The sequence below is a fragment of the Streptomyces sp. NRRL S-350 genome (assembly GCF_000719705.1).
GTDB lineage: Bacteria > Actinomycetota > Actinomycetes > Streptomycetales > Streptomycetaceae > Kitasatospora.
The window spans coordinates 1-6,758 of the sequence record NZ_JOHO01000121.1; the positions used below are offsets into that span (position 1 = coordinate 1).

Genomic DNA, 6,758 nt, shown 5'->3' on the forward strand with positions numbered 1-6,758 from the left:
GGGGCGGAGGACAGGGCGGGGGCGGGCACGGGCGGTCTCCTCCCGGGGGCGTGCGTGCGGGCGGGCTGCGGAACGGGTCCGGGCATCCTCTCCGGAACGGGCCGCGCCGGGCGAGCGAATTCCGGTCCGGGGCCCGCCCGGCCGCCGATACTGGCCCCATGGAGCACGATCCCCACGGGGAAGCGGTGACAGCGGTCGGCGTCGAGAAGCTGCGGGCCTGGTGGTCGCACCGGCAGTGGCTGGACCGTCCGCGCACCGGCGCGTCCGCCGCCGAGGTGCTGGCCGCCACCGGCTGGGCCCGCTCGGTGGGCGGCGCGGCACCGTACCTGGGCCTGTTCGCCCGGGCCGGGCTCGGGCGGGCGGCGGTGGACGCCGAGGTGGCCCGGCTGGAGGTGCACGAGCTGCCGTCCGCGCGGGGGTGCACGTACGTGCTGCCGGCTGCCGACTTCGCACTCGGCCTGGCCGTCGGCGCCGCCGCCCCGGTGGGTGAACTGGCCTCGGCGGAGAAGCACCTGGGGGTCGGCCGGGACGAGGTGGAGAAGCTCTGCCTGGCCGTCGAGCGCGTACTGTCCGAGGACGAGCCGCTGGATCCGACGACGATCCGGGAGGCCGTCGGCGACGCCGTCCGGTCGCTCGGCGAGCCCGGGAAGAAGCGGGGTGTGGCCACCACCCTGCCGCTCGCCCTCGGTCTGATGCAGTCGCGCGGCCGGATCCGCCGGGTGCCCGTCAACGGCCGCCTGGACCAGCAGCGTTACGGTTACGTCGGCTGGGACCAGCCAGTCGCGGGGGACGCCGTCGACCTCGCCCGCCGCTACTTCTCCTGGGCGGGCCCGGCCACCCTCCGGCACTTCCGCTGGTTCTCCGGCTTCACCGCCGCCACCGCCCGCCGGGCCGTCGCCGAGGCGAACCTGGTCCCGCTCACGCCTGGCTCCGAACTGCTGCTCCCGCCCGAACTGGCCGACGAGTTCGCCCGGTTCACGCCGCCCCGGGAGTCGCGGCCGACGCTGCTGGCCGGCATCGACGGCATCCACCTGCTGCACCGCGAGCTGCCCCGGCTGCTCGACCCGGCCGACGCCGCCCGCCCGCTGCCCACCGGCCGCGCCGGCCGCACCTTCGGCGGCGAGGCCGACCCGCAGACCCACGTCGTGCTCGACCGCGGCCGGATCGTCGGCCTCTGGGAGTACGACACCGAACGGGCCGGGATCGTCCTGCTGCCCTTCGTCCCCCTCGACGACGCCCTGCGGGAGGCGGTGGCCCGCACCGAGGACTTCGTCCGCGAGGAGCTCGGCGACGCCCGCGGCTTCAGCCTCGACTCCCCGCGCAGCCGCGCGCCGAGGATCGCTGCACTGCGGGCGGCCGGAGCGCGGGTGATCGGCCGAACGGCCGGGTAGCGTACGGCTCATGTCGACCACCACGCCCGACCCCGCCGGCGCACCCGGCGCCGCCCGCGCCGCCGATTCGGCCGGCGGCACCGACGGGGTCCTGCTCGTCACCGGCGCCGGCCGCGGCATCGGCGCCGCCACCGCCCTGCTGGCAGCCCGCCGCGGCTACCGGGTCTGCGTCAACTACCGCACGGACGAGGCCTCGGCGGCCGCCGTCGTGGACGCCATCCGGACCGCGGGCGGCACCGCACTCGCCGTGCGCGCCGACGTCAGCCGGACGGACGGCGTGGAGCGGCTGTTCGCCACCGTGGACACCGAACTCGGCCCGCTCACCGCCCTGGTGAACAACGCCGGCACGCTGGAGGAGCAGTGCCGGCTGGAGGAGATCGACGAGGACCGGCTGAACCGGATCTGGGCCGCCAACATCACCGGCCCGTTCCTGTGCGCGGCGCAGGCCGTCCGCCGGATGTCCACCCGGTACGGCGGCCGCGGCGGCGCCATCGTCAACGTCTCCTCGGCCGCCTCCCGGATCGGCTCGCCGAACGAGTACGTCGACTACGCGGCCGCCAAGGGCGCGGTCGACTCGATGACCCGGGGCCTCGCCCTGGAGGTCGCGGCCGAGGGGATCCGGGTCAACGCGGTGCGGCCGGGCCTGATCCACACCGGCATCCACGCGCTCGGCGGCGAGCCCGGGCGGGTCGACCGGGTCGCCCCCGGCCTGCCGATGCGACGCGGCGGGCAGCCGGAGGAGGTCGCCGAGGCGATCCTCTTCCTGCTCTCCCCGGCCGCCTCGTACACGACGGGCGCGTTCCTGGAGGTCTCCGGCGGGCGCTGAGGGCCCGGCCCCGGGCCGCGCGTGGGCGGACCTCCGGGCGGCCCGGGGGCCGGTTCCGGACAGCGTCGGCCCGCCACCGGACGGCCCCCTCCGGTTTCCTTCCGCGCGCCCGCCCCCCGCCCGTACCGTGGGGCCATGACCGACGCCTTCATCGACATCCCCGGGGTGCGCAACTTCCGTGACGCGGGCGGGATCGGCGCCCTCCGCAGGGGTGTGCTCTACCGCTCCGGGTCCTTCCACGCGCTCACCGAGGAGGGCGCCCGGCGGCTCAAGGACCTCGGCCTGCGCACGGTGATCGACCTGCGCAGCACGGTCGAGCTGGAGGTCTGGCCGGACCAGCGGCACGACCTCGACCACGAGACCCTCCACGTGCCGACCCTGCCGGCCGACCGCGGGGACCTCGGCCGGCCCTGGCCGGAGGACCAGGCCGCCCTCTACCCCTTCATGGCCGAGACGGCCGGCACCTCGCTCGCCGCCGTCGTCCGCCGCCTCGCCGCACCGGAGTCGCTGGCCGTCGTCGTCCACTGCGCCGTCGGCAAGGACCGGACCGGCCTCACCATCGCCGTCCTGCAGTCGCTGCTGGGCGCCTCCGACGCCGACATCACCGCCGACTTCCTGCGCTCCAACCTCGGCCTCGGCCTGGACAAGGGCCCCACCCCGTACATCGACGAGACCGGCACCGAGCGCGTCTCCCGCCCGATCAGCGCCGAACTCCTCGCCTCCTCCCTCGCCTGGATCCACACCCGCCACGGCTCGATCCACGCCTACCTCCGCCACCACGGCGCCACCGACGCCGAACTCGACGCCGTCCGCGCCAACCTCTCGGCCTGAGCGCCTGGGAGCGGCCTGGGGGCCCGGGAGCCCGGGAGCCCGAGGCCCGGGGCCCGAGCACGGAAACCCGAGGCCGACGACCCGAGGCCGACGACCCGCGCGGGGCGGCTACGCCCGCCGCTCGAAGCGCCACCACTGGCTCGGGGAGTCGGTGTCCTCCCACTGCCGGACGCCCTCCTCGGGCGGCTCCGGTGCCGTCAGGGGCTTGCCGCTGATGAAACTGGTCACGGTGTACGTCCCCGGGGCGTCCACGTGGGCCTCCAGCAGCCACTCCTGGGCGCCGAACGCGTTGGCACCCCACTGCTGGACGGGTACGCCGTCGTCCGGGGAGGCGCCGGTGACGTCGAGGCGCTTGCCGCTGGCGGCGTTCTCGACGTGGAAGAGCGCGCCGCCGGGGTGGACGGCGGTGAGGTGCCAGAGCTGGTTGTCGGTGCCGTCGTCGGCGCCGAGCACGATCCGGGCGCCGCTGCGCCGGGAGGCGCCGGCGACCTGCAGCAGCAGGCCGCTGCCCACGTTGCGGACGAGGTAGCTGCCGTCGGTGACCGCCGGGTCCTGCCCGCCGGCCGTCCCGTCGCCCGCCACGTCGTCGCTCACGTCGTCGTCCACGTCATGGTTCACGCCGCCCGGCACGCTGTCAGTCACGGTCGAAGTGTGTCACCGGCCACCGACAGGCCTCCTGGCCGAGGCCGTTTCGACCGGACCGGCCACGCCGCCTATGCTGCGGCGAATGTCCACCGAGCAGATACCGTCCCACCGTCAGCAGCCGGGCCTCCTCGACGCCGTGGCCGAACTGGAGGCGGTGGTCGCCGCCGGGGACGACGAACGCTTCGGCCCCGTCCTCGGCCTGGTCGGCGCCCTGTTCGGCCCGGCCTCCCCGGCCGAGCGGGTGGCGGCCGGCCCCCGGCTGGCCGCGCTGCTGCCGGACGCCCCGCCGTTCCCCCGCTCGCACCTGGCGATGATGGTGGGCGCCTGCGTGGAGCACGGCGCCGACCCGGTCGCCTGTGCGGGCCCGGTGCTGGCCGGCCTGCGCGGCGCGCTGACCGGGGTGGAGCTGCTGCTGCGGCGCTGGGCCGAGACGGGCGGCGGCCCGCTGCCCGACCGGGAGGAGGGCGACCCGGCCGCGGCGCACGAGCGGATCGCCGACCCGGCCCGGCTGGACGAGTGGCACGCGCACCTGGCCGTGGTCGGCTGGTGGACGCTGCACCTGTGGCAGCAGGCCTCCTGGGCGGTGTACTCGCACCCGGAGGTGCGGGCCGGGGCCCGCGCCTCGGGCGTCACCGAGGTGCTGGTGGAGCTGCTCGGCCGGTACGCGGGCGAGCAGCACGACGTGAAGGGCCTCGTCCACCTGGCGCTGGTGCTGGACGACGAGCCGCTGCTGGTGCTCGACCGCCCGACCGGCACCGGCTACCTGCTGCGGATGAGCGGCCTGAGCGACACCTTCCAGCTGCACACCCTGCTCGCCGACGTGCTGATCGGCGGCGGCCACCTGCCCGGCGTCCCACAGGACCCGGAGGTGGTGGCACTGGCCCGGACGGCCTTCCTGGACGGTCGGCGGGTGATCGCGACGGGTGCCTTCAACCTGGTCGCGCCGGACGGCTCCTGGATCTGGAACGAGGGCACCCCCAGCGACGTCCCGCTGCTGGACGGCGTGCGCACCCTGGTGCTGGAGCCGCTGCCGTACGGGCGCAGTTGGGCGGCCGGGCGGTTCATCCAGGAGGTGCCGGGCGATCTGCGGCTGGAGCGGGTGCTCGACCCGGCGGAGGCGGCCGAGCGGCTCGCCCGCACCGTCCCGGGGCACGCCGTCGACCGGGCCTTCCGCCAGGACCCGGCCGCTGCCGGACCCGAGTGAGCCGGTGGGCCCCGGGGGGCCGCCGACGAGGTCGGGTTAGGGTCGGAGGTCGACGCAGCCCCGAGGAGTGGAGTCGACGATGGCGAAGGTCCCGAACGTGCTCACGACCGCCGCGCCCGCCGCGCTGACCGCGGCGGCCGGCCTGGTCGGCGGCTACGGCGTCGCCCGCTGGACCGGCCGGCGCGAGGTGGGCGGTGCGGTGCTGGCGGCGGCCGGTGCCGGGGCGGCGGCGCAGTGGCGGCGGAGTTCGGGGACGGCCACCGCCGCCGCGTTGACCGGCCTGTACGTGGCGGCCTTCGGCGGTTCGCACCCGCTGGCGAAGAGGATCGGCGCCTGGCCGGCTGTCTTCGCCGTCACCGGCGTGGTCGCGGCGGCCTCCACGGCCGCGACGGCGCTCTCCACCCGCGGGAGGTAGCCGGCTACCGGGCCGCCGTACCGAACCGGGCCTCGAAGGCGGCCCGGTTCACCGAGACCGGCGAGCGGTCCCAGACCGCGAACACCACCCGTTCGAAGGCCGCGCCCCGGCGCGCCAGCGCGCCCTCGAAGGCCTCGGCGACCTGCGCCGGGTCGTTGCGGAACACCCCGCAGCCCCAGGCGCCGAGCACCAGCGTGCGCACGTCGTGCCGGGCGGCCGCCGCGAGCACCCGTTCGGCCCGCTCGGCGAGCACGGCCCGGACGTCAACTCCGGCCGAACGCCGTTCCAGCTGACCGGCGTTGGGCGCCGGCGAGGTCAGGAAGGTGACGGGGTACGGCTGCGCCAGCAGGTCGCCGCGCCTGTCCCGGATCACCGGCACGTCCGGCGAGACGATCACCCGGTGGCTGTACCGGAGGTCGCTGGAGGCCCGGTGCGCCTCGTAGTAGTCCGGCGCCTCCAGCAGGCAGCTGTACAGCAGCGCGCTGCGGCACAGGTCCTCCTCCTGGGCGCGGGCACCGCGCAGGTAGCCGCCGCCGGGGTTGCGGGCGGAGGCGAAGTTCAGCACCCCGACCGGGCCGGCCCCGGCCGTGACCAGCCGCCGGGCGGCCTCGATGCTCCCCTCGGCGGTCACCTCGACGCTCCCGCGCGGCCCGGGCCCCGGGCCTCCCGCCGCCACCAGCGCGTCCAGGGCCGGGGGCGCGTACGACACCGTCCCGGCCCGCGCGGCCGTCAACTGCTCCCCCACCTGCACGAGTCCGCCCCCGGCCGCCCGGTAGCTCCCCCGCTCGGCGATCTCCTCGTTCACCCGTGCCACGTCATGCAGTCTGCTGCTCATGTCCCGGACGCTACGGGACTACCGCGCTCGCGCGCCACAGGTTATTCTCACTTCCAGAACAACGCCTCGGGGGCTTGGCGAGGTGTTGGCGGTATCGGGGGATACCGGAGGCACCGGGGGATGCCAGGGGGGTGACGGGGGAACGCGAAGGGCCCGCTCCGGGGGACGGAGCGGGCCCTTCACGCATTCAGTTCGGCCGGCGGTCGATCACCGGCCGGCCGGACGGCAGGTCAGTTCTTCCAGCGCGGCTTGCGGTCGTCGCGGTTGAAGCCGCCACGGTCACGGTCGAAACCGCCCGAGCGGGCGCCACGGTCGTCGCGGTCACGGTTGAAGCCACCGCGGTCGGCCTGCGGACGGCCACCGGCGCGGTGGTCGTCGCGGCGGGCGAACGGACGGTTGTTGCTGCTGCCGCGCTCGTCGCGGTCCCGGCCGAAGGCGGGGCGGTCACCGAAGGAACGGGCCGGACGGTCACCGAAGGAGCGGCCGCCGCGGTCGTCACGGTCACGGTTGAAGCCACCGGAACGGGCACCACGGTCGTCACGGTCACGGTTGAAGCCACCACCGCGGTTGTCACGGTCGCCGAAGGAGCGGCCGCCGCGGTCGTCACGGTC

8 protein-coding genes are annotated in these 6,758 nt (G+C 76.2%); 6 read left to right on the top strand and 2 right to left on the bottom strand.

Going from position 1 to position 6,758, the window contains the following annotated elements; genetic code table 11:
• Positions 1-158 precede the first annotated feature (158 nt).
• The 3 genes from IF30_RS0139600 to IF30_RS0139610 all read left to right on the top strand — a co-directional run bounded on the left by IF30_RS0139600 (position 159) and on the right by IF30_RS0139610 (position 3,048).
• Positions 159-1,391: a DNA glycosylase AlkZ-like family protein gene (locus tag IF30_RS0139600; RefSeq protein WP_051712237.1), complete on the top strand. Its 1,233-nt coding sequence runs from the start codon at positions 159-161 to the stop codon at positions 1,389-1,391.
• A 10-nt stretch (positions 1,392-1,401) separates the two neighbouring features.
• Positions 1,402-2,217 (top strand): SDR family oxidoreductase, encoded by an 816-nt coding sequence (locus tag IF30_RS0139605; RefSeq protein WP_078892057.1) that lies wholly within the window; start codon positions 1,402-1,404, stop codon positions 2,215-2,217.
• Positions 2,218-2,352: 135 nt separating this feature from the next.
• Positions 2,353-3,048, top strand: a complete 696-nt coding sequence (locus IF30_RS0139610; protein WP_030247790.1) for a tyrosine-protein phosphatase — start codon at positions 2,353-2,355, stop codon at positions 3,046-3,048.
• Between the two features lie 108 nt (positions 3,049-3,156).
• Here the strand turns inward: IF30_RS0139610 and IF30_RS0139615 are convergent, their stop codons facing one another.
• Entirely contained in the window at positions 3,157-3,690 is a 534-nt protein-coding gene (locus IF30_RS0139615; RefSeq protein WP_324605696.1) for an RICIN domain-containing protein, read from the bottom strand.
• An 85-nt stretch (positions 3,691-3,775) separates the two neighbouring features.
• On the opposite strand from IF30_RS0139615, the gene IF30_RS0139620 reads away from it, so the two are divergent.
• Both IF30_RS0139620 and IF30_RS0139625 read left to right on the top strand, forming a co-directional pair.
• Positions 3,776-4,897, top strand: a complete 1,122-nt coding sequence (locus IF30_RS0139620; protein WP_051712239.1) for a hypothetical protein — start codon at positions 3,776-3,778, stop codon at positions 4,895-4,897.
• Positions 4,898-4,976: 79 nt separating this feature from the next.
• A complete protein-coding gene (locus tag IF30_RS0139625; RefSeq protein ID WP_030247796.1) occupies positions 4,977-5,312 on the top strand; it encodes a hypothetical protein in 336 nt (111 codons plus the stop codon).
• 4 nt (positions 5,313-5,316) lie between these two features.
• Here IF30_RS0139625 and IF30_RS0139630 read toward each other — a convergent pair whose 3' ends face one another.
• Complete coding sequence (locus tag IF30_RS0139630; protein WP_030247798.1) at positions 5,317-6,147, bottom strand: TIGR02452 family protein; 831 nt, start codon at positions 6,145-6,147, stop codon at positions 5,317-5,319.
• Between the two features lie 131 nt (positions 6,148-6,278).
• On the opposite strand from IF30_RS0139630, the gene IF30_RS50490 reads away from it, so the two are divergent.
• On the top strand, positions 6,279-6,758 hold a 480-nt coding region (locus tag IF30_RS50490; RefSeq protein ID WP_199808002.1), incomplete at its 3' end, for a hypothetical protein.

Coding starts and splice junctions, on each gene's coding strand:
- IF30_RS0139600 (WP_051712237.1), top strand. CDS start 159: ATGGAGCACGATCCCCACGGGGAAGCGGTGACAGCGGTCGGCGTCGAG.
- IF30_RS0139605 (WP_078892057.1), top strand. CDS start 1,402: ATGTCGACCACCACGCCCGACCCCGCCGGCGCACCCGGCGCCGCCCGC.
- IF30_RS0139610 (WP_030247790.1), top strand. CDS start 2,353: ATGACCGACGCCTTCATCGACATCCCCGGGGTGCGCAACTTCCGTGAC.
- IF30_RS0139620 (WP_051712239.1), top strand. CDS start 3,776: ATGTCCACCGAGCAGATACCGTCCCACCGTCAGCAGCCGGGCCTCCTC.
- IF30_RS0139625 (WP_030247796.1), top strand. CDS start 4,977: ATGGCGAAGGTCCCGAACGTGCTCACGACCGCCGCGCCCGCCGCGCTG.
- IF30_RS0139630 (WP_030247798.1), bottom strand. CDS start 6,147: ATGAGCAGCAGACTGCATGACGTGGCACGGGTGAACGAGGAGATCGCC.